Genomic DNA, 14,794 nt, shown 5'->3' on the forward strand with positions numbered 1-14,794 from the left:
GGCCATGCTCTATGAGATTTCCATCGAGACCCGGGAGCGCTGTCAGGTTGTGGACATAACAGAGGAAATTCAAAAAATGGTCTACCGCTCAAAGGTTAAGCACGGGATAGCGGTTGTTTTCACACACCACACGACGACGGGTCTCTTCATAAACGAGTACGAACCGGGCCTAATCGAGGACATAAAGGCCAAGATGAACGAGCTAGTTCCTTATGAATCCAGTTACTCCCACGACAGGATTGACAACAACGCCCACGCCCACATAAAGGCGAGCATCTTCCTGAATCCTGAGGTCGTGGTTCCGATAGACCAGGCCGAGCTCCATCTGGGGACGTGGCAGAGGATTCTGTTCGTTGAGCTCGACGGCCCGAGGCACAGGAATGTTTACGTCATGATTTGCCCCTGTCCCGAGATGCCCGAGGAGTGATTAGACGTACATCGCCATGTGGGCAATCCTTTCGAGGAGCTCGTTGAAGCCCTCGTATGTTACGAGAGACAAGGTGAGTGGCTCCTGCTCGAGCCTCTTCTTTATGATTTCCCTCAGTTCTTCCACCCGTTCCCTGGGAACGAGGTCAATCTTGTTGATGACGACTATTATCGGCTTCTCGTAGCGCATTTTGAGTATGTGGTGGAGCTTTTCCATGCCCCGGTGAAGGCCGACGGTGGCGTCGACCATGTGGATGATTATGTCGGCCGAGGTTATCTCCTTTATCAGCTCCCTGAACTTCTCCTCGCTGAGAACCTTCCCCCTCAGCTCATACCTCGGGTCGAAGAGGCCGGCCGTATCTATCAGGACGAACTCGTCGGCCCCACCGAAGGGGTTCTTCATCCCCTTGGGTATCTTGAGCTTTCCGAAGTGTTTTTTCACAAGTCCTTTCGTCGTCCCAGGCAAATCCTCAACCTCGCTCACCTTTCCTCCAACAAGCGCGTTCATGAGGGTTGATTTGCCAACGTTTTCGGCACCGATTATCGCAACCTTTATCATCTCCTCACCCCAAACTGAACTTAGTGAAGAGATTTAAAGGTGATTGGTATGAAACGCGTAAAGCTCGGCCATCACTATTACTACTCCCTAACCCCCGATGAGCTGAAAACCGGCGGGTTTCGGGGCAAGAATGTCGTTATCGAGGGAATCGTCGAGGACAAGCCCCTCGTCGAGTTCCTTCCCATGGAACTGCCGAGCTGGAGGACGACGTTTAAAATACACGGCATCAGGATTGATTTTGCAGGAAGCCCCTGCATAGGGAAGGGAGACAGGGTCAAAGTCTACGGCCGTTTCCTCGGCGATGCGATAATAGCCACCGCCGTTGAAACTGACAAAGCCATCTTCACGACGGAGGAGTGAGGATGCTCGACCTTCTCATCGAGCTGGGCAACCTGAAGAGACTCCCTAGAACTGGCTGGCTTCTCAGGGGGGTTTCAAATCCGGAGAGCATAGCCGACCACAGCTACCGCGTCGCTTTGATAACGCTTTTTCTGGCGGATGAGCTTAAAGCGAAGGGCGTTGAGATAAACGTCGAGAAAGCCCTAAAGATAGCGCTCCTTCACGATGTAGGTGAAGCAAGGATAACGGACGTGCCGAAGACGGCCCAGTACTACCTCGACAAGGGCAAGGCCGAGAAGAAAGCCGTTATGGAGCTCCTGCTCTCGTCTCCAAATCCAAGGGAATACTTTAAGCTCTGGCGCGAGTACGAGGAAGAGACCACTCTGGAAGGTCGGCTCGTCAAGTTCGCGGACAGGCTGGAGATGCTGATTCAGGCCTACGAGTACGAGAAGGCCGGCTTTCGGAACCTCGAAGAGTTCTGGGGAACCCTGGAAAAGCTCAGGGAGAGTGAGTTCTACGTGCATTTCAAAGAGCTGGTGGATGGAATAGAGGGACTGAGAAAACAGAACCGTTTACGTTAATGCTTTTGTTTGCTCAAAATGTTTAAATACCCGTTTCTGTCCCTTATACCGGTGGTTTCAATGAGGAAGGCAGGTTTCCTCTTAATCGCGGTTCTCCTGCTCTCTGTCGTTGCGGTCGGATGTATCGGCGGTTCTTCCTCAGCGTCCTCGAGTGGGGCAACAACTTCAAGTCAGAGCAAGGCACTCAAGGAGGAGACTCTGATAATCTTCCACGCCGGCTCGCTCAGCGTTCCGCTTCAGCAACTTGAGGAGGAGTTCTCGAAATACGCCGAGGAAAACCTTGGTGTCAAAGTGAAGTTCCAGGACGAGGCCAGCGGAAGCGTCATGGCTGTTAGAAAGGTCACCGACCTCCACAAGGAGACCGACATAGTGGCGACGGCCGATTATACGCTAATCCCCCAGATGCTCGTTCCGAACTACACCGACTTCTACGTCCTCTTCGCGACCAACCAGATAGTCATAGCATTCACGAACAAGAGCAAGTACGCCAACGAGATTAACTCGACGAACTGGTATGAAATCCTCGCCAAACCCGGCGTTCGCTTTGGCTTCAGCAACCCCAACGACGACCCCTGTGGCTACCGCTCCGTGATGGTCATGAAGCTGGCGGACCTCTATTACGGCAAGCCGATATTCGAGACCCTCGTCGAGAAGAACACCAACATCTATGCCAACGGAACCCACATATACGCCCCCAAGGAAATCCAGCTCAAGAGTGACAAGGTCGTTATAAGGCCGAAGGAGACCGACTTGGTTGGCCTCGTTGAAAGCGGTGCTATAGACTACTTCTTCATCTACAAGAGTGTCGCCGAGCAACACCACCTCCGCTACATAACGCTTCCGGCCCAGATAAACCTCGCCGACTTCAAGCTTGCCGACTACTATTCCCAAGTCGAGATTACGCTCGGCTCAACCGGGAAGACCATCAAGGCAAAGCCCATCGTCTACGGCGTGACCGTTCTGAAAAACGCACCCCACAGGGAGCTGGCCCTTGAGTTCCTCAAGTTCTGGCTTGGAAAAGAGGGCAGGGAGATTTTCAAGCAGAACTACCAAGACTTCCTTAACCCGCCGATAGCCTTTGGAAACGTGCCCCCCATAATCAAAAACGAGGTAAAGGTCGAGAAGGGTTAAAACTCCTTCGCCTTTTCTTTTTATGGTGGTGGCATGGAGTCCCTCAAACTGAGGAAGCTGACTTTCCTGCTGTTCTTCACTCTCGTTCCCTTCTCCTGTCTGAGCCACTGGCCTTTGATAACGGGCCAGCTGGCGGGGATTATGCACTGGGTCGGCCTTGTGATTCTGTCAATAACGGTGCCCCTGGCTATTTACATCCACTCACTCTTCCCCAAGAGGCACGAGGAGCCCGGGGACTTTGATAAACTTATGACTGATGGCCCTTACCGTTACGTCAGGCACCCCTTCTACTCCGCTTTCATCGTTATGGGCTTTGGAATCGGCCTCTTCTGCGTTAGCGTCCCCGGTTTGATTGCATACACCCTACTGCTCCCGCTGTGGAGGAAGCTCGCCGAGGTGGAGGAGAGGGAGCTCCTTGAGTACTGGGGAGAGGAATACAGGCGGTTTATGGAGAGGAGGGGCAGGTTCTTCCCGAAGTTAAACAAAAGTATTCAACAGATGGGCGGAGAAAACGAAAACCTTTAAATTCCCTCTCCCATCTCCGTAGGGGAGCCATGAAGCGCGACTACACCCTCTACTTTTTCGTTGCACTCGGTAGCTTCATGATAGTTTACATACTCCTCCCTCTGGGGATGATATACGCCAAACAGGTTAGTGACTTCGGGGCGTTCCTGAAAACCCTCCACGACCCCGTTGTGCTCTCGGCTGTTAAACGCTCCCTTCTAACGGCAACGGCGACGGCCTTGATAGCGCTTCTCTTTGGCGTTCCCCTCGGTTATGTTCTAGCGAGAAAGGATTTCCCGGGAAAGAGCCTCGTTCAGGCAATCGTTGACGTCCCCATAGTAATCCCGCACTCCGTCGTTGGAATAATGCTCCTCGTAACGTATTCCACCTACATTCTCGACAACTATCTCGGGATAATCTCCGCGATGCTCTTTGTTTCGGCGTCCTTTACAATAAACTCCGCCAGAGACGGTTTTCTTGCAGTTGATGAGAAGCTTGAGGCCGTTGCAAGAACTCTCGGCGCTTCCCAGCTCAGAACGTTTTTCTCGGTCTCCCTGCCGATGGCTTTTCCTTCGATAGCGAGCGGGGCAATAATGACGTGGGCGAGGGCCATAAGCGAGGTTGGAGCGATTCTGATAGTTGCCTACTACCCGATGACGGCTCAGGTTTTGATACTCGAGTACTTCAACAACTATGGTTTGAGAGCATCTCGTCCGATAGCCGTGCTCATGGTGACCATAAGTCTTGGAATTTTTGTTCTGCTGAGATGGCTCGTGGGGAGGGCCTCCAATGCTCCGCGTTGAGGGCATCTCAAAGGACTGGAGGGAGTTCCACCTGAGGGATGTGACCTTCGACGTTAACAGGGGAGAGCACTTCATAATACTCGGCCCGAGCGGTGCCGGGAAAACCGTTCTCCTCGAGATAATAGCCGGAATAATAGAGCCGGACTCGGGGAGGGTATACCTGAACGGGAGCGACGTTACGGATTTACCGCCGGAAAAACGTGGTTTGGCGTACGTGCCCCAGAACTACGCCCTCTTTCCGAACATGAGCGTTTACGACAACATAGCCTTCGGCCTGAAGGTCAGGAAGGTTCCCAAAGGTGAAATCGAGAGAAAGGTTAGGGAAGTCTCGGAGGTTCTGGGGATAGAACACCTCCTCCACAGGAAGCCGAGAACTTTGAGCGGTGGCGAGCAACAGAGGGTTGCACTTGCTAGGGCCCTCGTCGTTGAGCCTCCGCTAATACTCTTGGATGAACCCTTCGCTAACCTCGACGTCCAGACCCGCTCAAAGCTTTTAGCGGAGATGAAGCGCTGGAGGAGGGAGCTCGGCTTCACGGCCTTACACGTTACCCACTCCTTTGAGGAGGCGGTTAGTTTAGGAGACCGCGTTGGGGTCATGCTCAACGGAAAACTCGTCCAGGTCGGTCCCGTTAGGGAGGTCTTTTCGAGGCCGGCAAGTGAGGAAGTGGCGCGTTTCCTCGGATTCGAGAACGTTATAGAGGGGGTTGCCAGTGGAAGGAAGCTCATTGCCGGTGGCCTTGAGATTGAGCTCCCCGTTGAGGCCAGCGGGAGGGTGAGGGTTGGTTTAAGACCCGAGGACATCGTGATATCCCTGAAACCCATTCACAGCTCCGTGAGGAACGAATTCAGGGCTATTGTCGAGTCAATCGAGGAACTCGGGCCCCTCGTGAGGGTTCATTTGAAGGTGGGGGAGATATCTCTGAGCGCCTTCATAACCCGCTCCTCGATGCTTGAACTCGGGATAGAGAAGGGGAAAGAGGTCTACGTGGGTTTCAAGGCGAGCGCCCTTCACGTCTTCTGAGCCTGTCCTTTATCTCGACGGGCAGACTTTCGTAGACCTCTTCCAGCGTTTCAATCAGCTCGACAAGTTCCTTTGCCGTTAGGGTTGTCGTCTTGGGGCCGATTTCAAGGATTACTGCATCGTAGTCCTCGGGCGAAACCTCCTCAAGCTCATCGAGGTGCTCGCTTTTTCTCGGGATAACGTTCACCTCACCTATCATCCTTCCCTTTCCGATGTTGGCCTCGCGCTCCTCTATTGGGACTTCCTTGGGGCAGTCGTACCTCTCAACGAAGATTTTTATATCGACAACCGGAGTGCCGTCCATTGCATCTATCCAATCTATGTAAATGCGGTTTCCTTCAATGCGGTGAATCCTGACGGTGTAGAGCGCTATCGGGTTCGGCCTGTATGGAGAACGGGTTGCAAAGACTCCCGTGAGGGGGTTCTTTGGGTTGCCGTAGGGGTGAACCTTCAGGACTTTTCTTTTAGCCCCTTCGCTTTTGTGGAACCACAGAATCAGCTTTATCCAGTCGCCATCTTGGAGGCCATCGACAGCTTCCCGGAACTCGGGGAGTATTTCGATGTAGGTTTCCTGAAGTTCTTCGTTCTTCCTTACGTGCCCGACTGGGAGGATTTTGAGTGGTTCGAATTTCATCTTATCACCGAACTACCTCTTCTTTGGAACTTTTAAATAAACCGCAACATTTAAAACTCCACATTATCATTAGCAACGGAAATCCTATAGTAATAGCGGTGATTATAATGAATGTTGAAGAGCTGAGAGAGCTGTCAGTTTCAATCGTTGAATCGGTTTCAAGCGTTTACATTGGAAACGATGACGTTATTTTGAAGACTCTTACTGTTGCTCTTGTCAACGGCAACGTTCTCTTTGAGGACCATCCCGGTCTCGGTAAAACGCTTCTCGCAAAGGCGTTCTCAAGGGTTCTTGGCCTGGACTATAGGAGGGTTCAGTTCACCCCGGACTTGCTCCCCGCGGACATACTGGGAACCAAGGTGTGGCGTCAGAACCTTGGAACCTTCGAGCTCGTTAAGGGGCCTATTTTCACAAACGTTCTCCTTGCCGATGAAATAAACCGTGCTCCCCCCAAAACGCAGAGCGCGCTTCTTGAGGCGATGGAAGAGAAACAGGTCACGATTGAGGGCGAGACGCTGAAACTTGAGAGGCCATTCTTTGTAATAGCGACTCAGAATCCAATCGAGTACGAGGGTACATATCCCCTTCCAGAGGCCCAGCTTGACAGGTTCCTCCTCCGTCTTAGCGTTGGCTATCCGAAAACACTTGAGGATGAGATTGCAATCCTTGAGGCTAGGATTAGATGGGGTAAGGATGACCCAACGGTCGATTTGGAGCCCGTCATTGACAGAGGGACCTTCTTGGAGATGCAGGAAGCCGTTGAGAACTCAGTGTACGTTAGCAGGCCCGTCATGAGGTATATCGCCGAGCTCGTGAGGAACGCCAGGAAAGATGAACGCGTCGAGGCGGGACCGAGTCCCAGGGGTGCCCTTGCTCTCTTGAAGGTGTCGAAGGCAAACGCCGCTTTGGAAGGGAGGGATTTCGTAATTCCGGATGACGTGAAGCGTTTTGCAGTTGATGCCCTCGCCCACAGAATCGTGATAAAGGCCGAGTACTCCTTTGAGGGGGTCAGCGGGAAAAACGTGGTTGAAAGGGCACTTCAAAACACGCCGGTACCTAAAGAAAACGAGCGTGAAGAGTGATGGACAGGGTTAGGGCTTCCCTTCTCGTGTTTCTGTTATCAGCTTTGATGGTGCTCTCACTCAGCTACGCCCTCATCCCCCAGGGTGGTCTGGTCAAGGGTATATCAAAGTTCCACGAGAAGAACTCTGGAGGAGACTCCTCGAGTAAAAAACAGGTATCTGGAGAGGGCAACGTTCCGCCAAGGTCGGACTTCACGTTCAAGCCAACGAATAAAACGGCACCCTGTCCTGTCTCGCTTTATCCGAGTAATCCCATGTTAGTTTGTGTTGACACACCCGCTAAGGACGTTCCAATACCTCTCAACCAAACTTGGGATATCATTGTGAAACAACCGGGTGTCTATTACGTTCCCCTTGAGAGTTACGGGCTCATTAGGGGCGTGAATAAGTTCGAATACCTGAGGATTGACAAGCCCTTCCAGAAGGCTCCCACCGGAGGAACGTTTTCCGTTAAGGTTACTTCCACGGTTATCGGCTCAATGATTTTTAAGAAATCGAAGTATCTTGAGGTTGTTGATTCGTCGGCTCTTCCCATGGAGTTTACATACACCATCCGCGTTGTCGATGATGCACCGCCGGGGTATTATCCCCTCTTCTTTGAGCTGAATGTCAGCGGGTACATTGAAAACGCGCTCCTAGCCTGGGTTCGGGTTCTCCCCCGGGCGGTTGTCAGGATTACCTCAATGCCCTCCACGCTTAGGGGTAATGGAGAGCTCACTATGCACGTTTCGGGAACCGTAACGTATCCCGATGGAAGCCCAATTAAAAGGGGAACTGTGACAATAACGATAAACCGAACCAAGGCCGAAAAGGGTATCGTTGTTGGGGTGGGGAACGTTGTAAACGGAACCTTCAACGTGACGTGCAGTGTACCCTCCAGTGTCTCCGCGGGCAGTTACTCCGTCGTTGCCCACTATACTGGCCCCGACGCGTATCCCGGGAACAGTGACCCGCAGGTAGTTATACAGCGCTATCCAGAAATTGACGTCAACGTCACAACCGACAACGAAACTGTGATTAGCGGTTTTATACACTACGAAAACACCTCTTTGAACGGAACCGTTACCTTGGTTGTTGAAACCGATAATGGAACGGTGAGAATTCCGGTGAAGGTCAACAATGGGGTTTTCAATGTAACTCTCAGCTCTCCCGTAAAATCCGTTAAAATTCTCTATCCCGGCAACGGCTGGTACCTCCCCGTCGAAAAAACAGTTTACAGAAAACCCCTCCTAGAGTTCCACGGAGTTGAAATTCCCACCCCAAGTAAAGCCACCCTCTACTCCTCGATTTTGGCCCTGACCGCCCTGGGAATTGTGGGTGTCCTCATGCGGAGAAGATTAACGGTTGTCGGGGACGAAACCCCCAAGACCCCAAAGCAAAAAGCTAAAGAACCGCCAAGGATCTCAATCCTCCCCCTAAAACGGAGGGTTTTTGTTGAGGGAGAAGTTATCGAACTTCCCGACCTTGACTGTGAACTGAAGCTTGACGGCAAGCCGGTCGAGGGGAGAAGGGTAGAGCTCAGGGGGATTGGGCTTCATACTCTGGAGGCATGTGGCATGACCTCGGAGCTCTGGGTTTTACCTCCGAAAGAGGCTGTTGTGATGCTTTACAGGCTCCACTTCCTGCCGTTTGCAATGAAATACGTTCCCGTTGACGATAAGACCCCTTATGAGATTGCTCGGGCACTCTCCGGGAAGGGACTTTCCGGGGATGCTTTCCAGATAGCTGGAATTTTCACGAAGGCGCTTTACTCGCTGAAGGACGTCAGCAGGGAGGATTTCTTCAGAATGGTCGATTCCCTCCAGAGGATGGGGGTGTTCCAATGAACCTGAGGGATTTAGTGAAGACGTACTTTGAGGGTGTAGCCCTCTGGGGGTTCCTCGGAATACTGCTCCGGGGGTCTCTTGGAGACGTTACGATAATCCTAGTTTTCCTACTCGCCCTTGCAAATTTGGCTGGTGTCTACGGGGAGCCTAAAGGTTATCTGGTGAGGGCTCTTGCGTTTCTTTCATCATCGTTGGTGCTTCTTCTGTCCCCGGAAGGGTGGATTGAAGGAACTCTGGCAGTTCTCTTCCTTTTCGTCGGTTTGGCGTACCTGGTCTCGTACCCCCTTTATCTGAGGGGCAACGATTTTCTTCCCCGAAACATGCTGGGCGTGGCTCTCGCCGGCGGTATCGTTGGATTCGCGACATTTTACAGGCCCTCCTCAATGAAGGCCATCTATTTCGTGGACTTCCTAATTGTGGTGGCTCTTGCTTGGATAGCCTTCGTCATTGGAAAGTACGTCTCACTGAAGTTCGGCTCGGGGAACGTGGTCGCGATTGACTTCCCTTCTGTGGAGGTCGGCAAATCCGATTCCTGGCTACGGGAGGCGAAAAAAGCCGTTCACCAGTTCGTTGAGTACTCTGATAAAACCCCACTAATTGTCTTGGTTTCCAGGTTTGCACCCAGGGATGTTGAAAACAGGGAAGTTGAGAACGCCCTGGAGCCAATTATAGAGTATCAACCCGACCTGGGAGGCCCACTAACACCTATCTGGCTCAGGCTTCTATACATGGAGCGGGAAAGGGAAAAGAGAAGACAGCTCGTTAATGAGCTTTTCAAGAAAATAAGCACGTGGTGATTTGTATGAACTGGCTCCGCTGGTTTGTTATCTTTACATTCCTTCCCCTGATTCTTGCGGTTCTAACTGGGGCAATTAGCCTCTCCTACATTGCCCTTCTTCCAGCCTCTGTGCTGGCGTTTTCCCTCCTGTTTGAGACCCCTTCAGGTTTCTCCGTCGAGAGAACCGTTGAGAAGACCCGCCTCAGGATAGGTGAAGAGACTGAAGTTAGGGTAAGACTAAAGGTTGAGCGCGGGGCGGGTATTGTTCTTGTGGGAGACGTCGTTTCCCCGGCACTTGAAATTGTTGAGGGAACCAACAGGCACGTCTTTTTCAAATTGCCCGAGAAAAAACTTGAGGTGGAGTATTCCTACCGGGTAAGGGCCGTTAAGCGTGGGAGCCATACAATTTCACCCGTGGAGGTCGAGGGAAGGCACTTTTTTGAGCTTGAAGAACCGAGGTATGCACTCTTTTCGGAAGAAGTCAGAATCACGGCCAGTCCAAGAATCATGAACCTAAATAGATTCTCTCATAGAAGACTGGGACGGCGGGGCTTTCCGCAGGTTACGAAGGCCAGAACGGGAACACCTTCGACGGATTTCAGGGAGATACGGGAATACCGGCCGGGGGACCCGATGAGAGCGATAAACTGGAAGGCAACCGCCAGGCTGGGAGTTCCACTTGTAAACGAGTACGAGAAGGAGGGGGCACTTACTTTCATGTTCTACGTTGATGCCTCCGATTCGATGGCGATTGGTGGCTTTAAGGAGAGTGCCCTTGAGGTCGCGGTAAGTTTTATGTTGCCACTCGTTTCGTATCTCCTTAACAGAGGTTATCGCGTCGGTCTTTACGTCCTCGGGCACGGCACATTGATTTCTCCCGTTTCAGGTTCGGATTCCCTTTCGACCTTCACGAGGTTCCTGCTCTCCTTGGGGATGACCTCAACTGAGGAATCCCTTCCCCTGGCAGTTGAAAAGACAAGAAGACTCCTCAACGGCCGGGTTGTCCCCGTTGTTGTCACGAACCTCACGGATTCGAACTTCACCTCAATCAGACTGGGACTTAAGAAGCTTCTGGCCACAACAGGAAACGCTCCGATACTCGTTGATGTTGATGTCTATGAGGATTTGGACGCGGGTAAACTCGTCTCCCTCATGAAAAAGTCCCTAAAGGAAGAGCTGTCATTTCCCGCGGTTACAGTCACAAAGGACGTTAGAAAGGGGGTTCTTAAACTCCTGGAGGTGGTTCTGTGAGGAGGCATGAAAGGTTTTCCCTTGGAGTGTTGGCTCTCGCATCGGTTTCGCCGGGGTTTTCACTGGCCTATCACTTTAATGGCGTTTCTTCTGCCATCGCCGGAAAGTTTGGACTGTACGTACCCTCTGAGGTCATATCTACTGTTATCCTGTTTGCGTTCTCAGTTTATCTCCACCGGGTTAAGGGCGTTAGCCTGCCCACGGTCGTCATTGGACTGGCGGTCTTATACGTTCTACCCTATTTGGGGGGCGTTCCACTCGAAGAAGTTCCCTTTGTCACTCTCTCGGCGATACCCCTGGGGGTTTCCATTGTCCTGATTCCCTATGCCCATTCCCTCCGTTCCAGGATGGAAAGCCTTGGACGAGGATATCCTCAGGAGGAGCTTGAAAACCTGATGGAGAGAGAGTTGAAGACAATTTTCTTATCTATGCTCCCGGGTGCTATGTTGCTGGTCTATCTTCTCTACTCGACCTCCCTGGGGAGAAACCCAATTGGGCTTTTCCCAACTTATCTTTCCGTGCTCTTTGCCCTTCTCATTGGGGTCATCATATCGGCACTTGAAAGGAACGAAGGTACCGCTTCCAAAACTGTTCTCATATTCAGGACATACATGACGGCTGGCGATTCCTTCCGGGTGAAGGGGGGCTCGATATGGGAAAACGGCTTTGAAATCATTTTGGAGGGAGGCAGTCCCGTAAAGAGAATGGTTCTCCTGAGTTTTCCCTCCGAAAGCGTGCCCGAATACGTGGTCATTCGCTCTCCATGGGACAGCAAGTTCCTCACGAAGAAAAAGGAAAGCGTTGAAAACGGGGTCAGATACATTGTTTTTTCTACGTCCCGTGCTCCCAGCTCTCAAGATATTCCCTCTGCTCTTCAGTGAGCTCCTCTATTTTTATTCCCATTGAGCTCAGCTTAATCCTCGCCACCATCTCATCAATTTCCCTCGGGAGCACGTAGACCTTTGGCTCGAGCTTATCGTGGTTGTCCTTGATGTATTCGGCGGCTTTCGCCTGAAGGGCAAAGCTCATATCCATTATCTCCGCCGGGTGGCCGTCTGCGGCCGCCAAATTGACGAGCCTTCCATCCGCTAAGAGGTAGAGCCTCCTTCCGTCGGCAAGCTTGTACTCCCTGATGTTTGGTCTTGGCTCGCTTATCTCTACGGCCAGAGCTTCAAGGTCCGGCTTCCAGATTTCAACGTCGAAGTGGCCGGCATTTGCTAGGATAACCCCGTCCTTCATTAGCTCGAAGTGCTCCCTCCTTATGCACTTGATGTTCCCTGTTGATGTGACGAAGATGTCTCCAATCTTTGAGGCCTCTTTCATATCCATGACGAGGAAGCCGTCCATTCTTGCCTCCAGGGCCCTAATCGGGTCCACTTCAACGACTATCACCGTAGCACCTAGCCCGCGAGCGCGCATTGCTATTCCCCTTCCGCACCAGCCGTAGCCGACGACCACAACGTTTTTTCCAGCAACCAGCAGGTTCGTCGTCCTTATTATGCCGTCCCAAGTTGACTGTCCGGTTCCGTAGCGGTTGTCGAAGAGGTATTTTGTGTAGCTGTCGTTGACCGCTATTATCGGGAACCTGAGCACTCCGTCCTTCTCCATTGCGCGGAGCCTTATCACGCCGGTGGTTGTCTCTTCGCTTGCCCCCCAGATTTCGTCTATGAGTTCTTGCCTCTCGCGGTGGACGGTGCTTATCATGTCCGCTCCGTCGTCGATGATTATGTTCGGCCTTATGTCTAACGCTTTATGCATGTTCTCGTAGTATTCCTCCCGGCTCTCCCCCCTTATAGCGTAGACCTTTATTCCGTTCTTTGCCAGGGCCGCAACGACATCGTCCTGCGTGCTCAGCGGGTTGCTTGCTGCTGCTGAAACCTCCGCACCGGCCGCTTTAAGCGTTAGGAGGAGAAACGCGGTCTTCATTTCGAGGTGGAGCGTCGTCGCTATTCTGATACCCTTGAAGGGCTTTCTCTTCTCGAAATCCTTCCGTATGCTTTGAAGAACCGGCATAAACCTAGATACCCAGTCAATTTTCTTTTCCCCGCTTGGGGCAAGGGAGATGTCCTTAACGCAGTAGTCTTTCGTGCAGTCCATCACAACCACCGTGGAACCTTCGTCTGGGTTCTTAAAAGTCCTCCGAAAGGCTTTTGAGTTAGGCCTTCCTAATAGGAAGTATGGCAGAGGTGGACTATCCCTGCGTTAAAAAGGTCCGTCCAAACCTCTACAAGATTAAGGCAGGAAAGCTCTCGGCGTTTTCCTACCTGATAACCGCGGACATAAACATTCTTATCGACACTGCACTGATGAGCGACTACCCGAGACTTGAGGAGGGCCTTCTGGAGGTAGGTTTAAAACCGGGCGACATTGATGTTGTTCTGAACACTCACGAGCACTGTGACCACGTCGGAGGAAACCTCTACCTCCAGGACGTTTCAATAATCGGTGCCTACAAGTATTCCGCCGTTAAGATACGCTACGGAGACGATGAGGTAATGCGGTGTCGCTATCATGGGGAGCACTTTCCGGGCAGTAAGGTTCACCTCTGGCTCAATAACGCCGATGTTATCGATGCCGGTTCCTGGATTCTCAAGGTTATCCATACCCCCGGTCATACGTCGGGCTCCATGTGTCTCTACGAACCAAGGAAGAGGATACTTTTCTCGGGGGATACGCTCTTCGCCAACGGAACTGCATCAAACATTTACGACTCGGGAAGTTTGGGGGAGTATTTCAACTCACTCCGCCTGCTTAAAACCCTCAAGATAGACCACCTGCTTCCGGGCCACGGATGGGAGTCCAGAGATGTTGAACGCGACATCGAGCTGACAATAGAAAAAGTAATCCAGCGGTTTCCAAACAGGAAGTATCTCCTTCGCCTCCTCAAGGAGGATAACGTTTAAATCCCTCACGTGGCATATTCAACGGGTGTCTCTATGATAGTTGACCTCTCATTTCCTCTGGGGGAGGACACACCCCTTTATCCCGGTGACCCGGAGGTTAGAATTAGACCTTGGGCCTTAATTGAGAGGGACGGCTACTACATGAACGTCCTGAAGATGGGCGAGCACACGGGGACGCATGTGGATGCTCCCGCCCACTTCATACCGGGTGGAAAAACAGTTGACGAGCTCCCCCTCGAGAAGTTCATTGGTGATGCCTTTGTTCTGGACGTGAGAAACGGTGAAGGCACGGTTAAGCTTGAGGAGATACCTGACTCCGGCTACTACGGCAGGATAGTTCTGTTCCTCACAGGGGGGAGGGAGCTTTCCCCCGAGGTTGCCCTCTTCCTCGTTTCCGAGGGGATTAGGGCCATTGGAACCGATGGCATGAGCATTGGTGACGAGACCGTCCACACGATTTTGCTGAGTGCTGATGTCCCGATTTTTGAGAATCTGATAAACCTTGACGTTCTGACCGGAAAGAAATTTACCTTTGTAGGATTTCCCCTAAAGATTGAGGGTGGCTCTGGGAGTCCCGTTCGGGCTGTTGCGATACTCGAAGATTAACGTTTCTTATTGTCTTTTCAGACATTTCCAGGCTTCTTTTTGTGAACTTGGACTCAACGTCTCCTAAGAAACGATTTGGAACGATGAGGGCTCTTATGGTTCAGTATGGGAAACACGAAAACAGCTGGAATTCCCCGGATTTTTGAGAAACCTGATATAATGACTTGATTTCCTGAAAAAAGCTTAAATATGGCTTTTTTGTATCCAATAATGGTGATGAGCTATGATGGGTAAGAAACTGGTTGCAGTCCTGTTCGGACTGCTGATGATTGGAATGGCATTCAGTGCCGGCAGTGCCTTCGCGGGAGAGACCGTTACAGTCATACTCGTCAGCGACAACGCAGCGGACA

At 51.8% G+C, this 14,794-nt stretch carries 17 protein-coding genes; 14 read left to right on the forward strand and 3 right to left on the reverse strand.

The window, feature by feature from the left end; genetic code table 11:
- Positions 1–4: 4 nt before the first annotated feature.
- On the forward strand, positions 5–427 hold the full coding sequence (locus MVG27_RS08130) for a secondary thiamine-phosphate synthase enzyme YjbQ (protein ID WP_297548666.1): 423 nt from the start codon (positions 5–7) through the stop codon (positions 425–427).
- Here the strand turns inward: MVG27_RS08130 and MVG27_RS08135 are convergent, their stop codons facing one another.
- Positions 428–985, reverse strand: a complete 558-nt coding sequence (locus MVG27_RS08135; RefSeq protein WP_297548609.1) for an Era-like GTP-binding protein — start codon at positions 983–985, stop codon at positions 428–430.
- Positions 986–1,033: 48 nt separating this feature from the next.
- Between MVG27_RS08135 and MVG27_RS08140 the strand changes: the two genes are divergently transcribed.
- The 6 genes from MVG27_RS08140 to wtpC are packed head-to-tail and all read left to right on the forward strand — an operon-like array spanning position 1,034 to position 5,364.
- Positions 1,034–1,345 (forward strand): GTP-binding protein, encoded by a 312-nt coding sequence (locus MVG27_RS08140; protein WP_297548611.1) that lies wholly within the window; start codon positions 1,034–1,036, stop codon positions 1,343–1,345.
- Positions 1,346–1,347: 2 nt separating this feature from the next.
- On the forward strand, positions 1,348–1,905 hold the full coding sequence (locus MVG27_RS08145) for an HD family hydrolase (protein WP_297548613.1): 558 nt from the start codon (positions 1,348–1,350) through the stop codon (positions 1,903–1,905).
- A gap of 60 nt (positions 1,906–1,965) precedes the next feature.
- Positions 1,966–3,036 (forward strand): tungstate ABC transporter substrate-binding protein WtpA, encoded by a 1,071-nt coding sequence (gene wtpA / locus MVG27_RS08150; RefSeq protein WP_297548667.1) that lies wholly within the window; start codon positions 1,966–1,968, stop codon positions 3,034–3,036.
- A gap of 33 nt (positions 3,037–3,069) precedes the next feature.
- Positions 3,070–3,561, forward strand: coding sequence for an isoprenylcysteine carboxylmethyltransferase family protein (locus MVG27_RS08155; RefSeq protein ID WP_297556473.1), 492 nt, complete (start codon positions 3,070–3,072; stop codon positions 3,559–3,561).
- A 29-nt stretch (positions 3,562–3,590) separates the two neighbouring features.
- A complete protein-coding gene (wtpB, locus tag MVG27_RS08160; protein ID WP_297548616.1) occupies positions 3,591–4,343 on the forward strand; it encodes a tungstate ABC transporter permease WtpB in 753 nt (250 codons plus the stop codon).
- Positions 4,330–5,364 (forward strand): tungstate ABC transporter ATP-binding protein WtpC, encoded by a 1,035-nt coding sequence (gene wtpC, locus MVG27_RS08165; RefSeq protein ID WP_297548618.1) that lies wholly within the window; start codon positions 4,330–4,332, stop codon positions 5,362–5,364. The genes wtpB and wtpC overlap by 14 nt, the downstream gene beginning before the upstream one ends.
- On the opposite strand, the gene tsaA is transcribed toward wtpC, so the two are convergent.
- Complete coding sequence (gene tsaA / locus MVG27_RS08170) at positions 5,336–5,998, reverse strand: tRNA (N6-threonylcarbamoyladenosine(37)-N6)-methyltransferase TrmO (protein ID WP_297548620.1); 663 nt, start codon at positions 5,996–5,998, stop codon at positions 5,336–5,338. The two genes, wtpC and tsaA, sit on opposite strands and share 29 nt — an antisense overlap.
- Positions 5,999–6,105: 107 nt before the next feature.
- Here tsaA and MVG27_RS08175 point away from each other — a divergent pair, with 107 nt between their 5' ends.
- The 5 genes from MVG27_RS08175 to MVG27_RS08195 are packed head-to-tail and all read left to right on the forward strand — an operon-like array spanning position 6,106 to position 11,816.
- Complete coding sequence (locus MVG27_RS08175) at positions 6,106–7,080, forward strand: MoxR family ATPase (RefSeq protein ID WP_297548622.1); 975 nt, start codon at positions 6,106–6,108, stop codon at positions 7,078–7,080.
- Complete coding sequence (locus tag MVG27_RS08180; RefSeq protein WP_297548624.1) at positions 7,080–8,906, forward strand: hypothetical protein; 1,827 nt, start codon at positions 7,080–7,082, stop codon at positions 8,904–8,906. The genes MVG27_RS08175 and MVG27_RS08180 overlap by 1 nt, the downstream gene beginning before the upstream one ends.
- A complete protein-coding gene (locus tag MVG27_RS08185; RefSeq protein WP_297548626.1) occupies positions 8,903–9,703 on the forward strand; it encodes a hypothetical protein in 801 nt (266 codons plus the stop codon). Before MVG27_RS08180 ends, MVG27_RS08185 begins: the two co-directional genes overlap by 4 nt.
- Positions 9,704–9,708: 5 nt before the next feature.
- Positions 9,709–10,935, forward strand: coding sequence for a DUF58 domain-containing protein (locus MVG27_RS08190; protein WP_297548628.1), 1,227 nt, complete (start codon positions 9,709–9,711; stop codon positions 10,933–10,935).
- Positions 10,932–11,816: a hypothetical protein gene (locus tag MVG27_RS08195; RefSeq protein WP_297548630.1), complete on the forward strand. Its 885-nt coding sequence runs from the start codon at positions 10,932–10,934 to the stop codon at positions 11,814–11,816. The genes MVG27_RS08190 and MVG27_RS08195 overlap by 4 nt, the downstream gene beginning before the upstream one ends.
- Here the strand turns inward: MVG27_RS08195 and MVG27_RS08200 are convergent.
- On the reverse strand, positions 11,767–13,032 hold the full coding sequence (locus tag MVG27_RS08200) for an adenosylhomocysteinase (protein ID WP_297548632.1): 1,266 nt from the start codon (positions 13,030–13,032) through the stop codon (positions 11,767–11,769). The genes MVG27_RS08195 and MVG27_RS08200 overlap by 50 nt on opposite strands.
- Before the next feature lie 80 nt (positions 13,033–13,112).
- On the opposite strand from MVG27_RS08200, the gene MVG27_RS08205 reads away from it, so the two are divergent.
- Entirely contained in the window at positions 13,113–13,838 is a 726-nt protein-coding gene (locus tag MVG27_RS08205; protein WP_297466432.1) for an MBL fold metallo-hydrolase, read from the forward strand.
- 33 nt (positions 13,839–13,871) lie between these two features.
- The gene (locus tag MVG27_RS08210) at positions 13,872–14,444 is read left to right on the forward strand and encodes a cyclase family protein (RefSeq protein WP_297548634.1); all 573 of its coding nucleotides are present in this window, start codon (positions 13,872–13,874) and stop codon (positions 14,442–14,444) included.
- Positions 14,445–14,794 lie beyond the last annotated feature (350 nt).

Source organism: Thermococcus sp., assembly GCF_027011145.1.
Classification (GTDB): Archaea; Methanobacteriota_B; Thermococci; order Thermococcales; family Thermococcaceae; genus Thermococcus.

What these genes read in the sequence shown, in the direction of transcription:
- MVG27_RS08130 (WP_297548666.1), top strand. Translation starts at nt 5, where the DNA reads ATGCTCTATGAGATTTCCATCGAGACCCGGGAGCGCTGTCAGGTTGTG.
- MVG27_RS08135 (WP_297548609.1), bottom strand. Translation starts at nt 985, where the DNA reads ATGATAAAGGTTGCGATAATCGGTGCCGAAAACGTTGGCAAATCAACC.
- MVG27_RS08140 (WP_297548611.1), top strand. Translation starts at nt 1,034, where the DNA reads ATGAAACGCGTAAAGCTCGGCCATCACTATTACTACTCCCTAACCCCC.
- MVG27_RS08145 (WP_297548613.1), top strand. Translation starts at nt 1,348, where the DNA reads ATGCTCGACCTTCTCATCGAGCTGGGCAACCTGAAGAGACTCCCTAGA.
- wtpA (WP_297548667.1), top strand. Translation starts at nt 1,966, where the DNA reads ATGAGGAAGGCAGGTTTCCTCTTAATCGCGGTTCTCCTGCTCTCTGTC.
- MVG27_RS08155 (WP_297556473.1), top strand. Translation starts at nt 3,070, where the DNA reads ATGGAGTCCCTCAAACTGAGGAAGCTGACTTTCCTGCTGTTCTTCACT.
- wtpB (WP_297548616.1), top strand. Translation starts at nt 3,591, where the DNA reads ATGAAGCGCGACTACACCCTCTACTTTTTCGTTGCACTCGGTAGCTTC.
- wtpC (WP_297548618.1), top strand. Translation starts at nt 4,330, where the DNA reads ATGCTCCGCGTTGAGGGCATCTCAAAGGACTGGAGGGAGTTCCACCTG.
- tsaA (WP_297548620.1), bottom strand. Translation starts at nt 5,998, where the DNA reads ATGAAATTCGAACCACTCAAAATCCTCCCAGTCGGGCACGTAAGGAAG.
- MVG27_RS08175 (WP_297548622.1), top strand. Translation starts at nt 6,106, where the DNA reads ATGAATGTTGAAGAGCTGAGAGAGCTGTCAGTTTCAATCGTTGAATCG.
- MVG27_RS08180 (WP_297548624.1), top strand. Translation starts at nt 7,080, where the DNA reads ATGGACAGGGTTAGGGCTTCCCTTCTCGTGTTTCTGTTATCAGCTTTG.
- MVG27_RS08185 (WP_297548626.1), top strand. Translation starts at nt 8,903, where the DNA reads ATGAACCTGAGGGATTTAGTGAAGACGTACTTTGAGGGTGTAGCCCTC.
- MVG27_RS08190 (WP_297548628.1), top strand. Translation starts at nt 9,709, where the DNA reads ATGAACTGGCTCCGCTGGTTTGTTATCTTTACATTCCTTCCCCTGATT.
- MVG27_RS08200 (WP_297548632.1), bottom strand. Translation starts at nt 13,032, where the DNA reads ATGGACTGCACGAAAGACTACTGCGTTAAGGACATCTCCCTTGCCCCA.
- MVG27_RS08205 (WP_297466432.1), top strand. Translation starts at nt 13,113, where the DNA reads ATGGCAGAGGTGGACTATCCCTGCGTTAAAAAGGTCCGTCCAAACCTC.
- MVG27_RS08210 (WP_297548634.1), top strand. Translation starts at nt 13,872, where the DNA reads ATGATAGTTGACCTCTCATTTCCTCTGGGGGAGGACACACCCCTTTAT.